Raw genomic sequence first — 394 nt, 5'->3', positions numbered from 1 at the left:
AGGCCGAATTGGCGCCGAGCGTGCCAAGGAAAGAAGCCTTGTAGTCGGGCGAACGTCCCATCCAACCGTAGGAAACCTTCTGCAATTCGGCGATCGCATCGCGCGACCTGACCAGATCCTCGGTGGTTTTGGAGCAGAGGAAAAAGGGATGCGTCAGCTTCCCTGAGCCGGTGTCCGTCAACACGCCGATCTCGTTCTTCTTTTCGTGGAAGCGGTCGTACCAGCGCGCAACCATCCGGGCCGAGTTGCGGAATGCCGGATGTTGGGTGACATTCTTGACGCGCTCGCCATAAATATAGATTTCACGGCCGTCCTGGATGCTCTCCAGGAATTCGGCACCGGTGTAGGCATCGGTGCCCGGTGCTTGGGTATCAAGCACCGGCTTGGCAGCCAG

At 58.9% G+C, this 394-nt stretch carries 1 protein-coding gene; it reads right to left on the bottom strand.

Going from position 1 to position 394, the window contains the following annotated elements:
* Positions 1-394, bottom strand: a 394-nt coding sequence (locus ACWTU8_RS33315; RefSeq protein WP_455851442.1) for a 4-hydroxyphenylacetate 3-hydroxylase N-terminal domain-containing protein, incomplete at its 3' end; no start/stop codon positions are given.

It is taken from the genome of Mesorhizobium sp. BHbdii (genome assembly GCF_053848045.1).
Note: the sequence above shows the minus strand (reverse complement) of the source record. Positions and strands in the feature narration are given on the sequence as shown.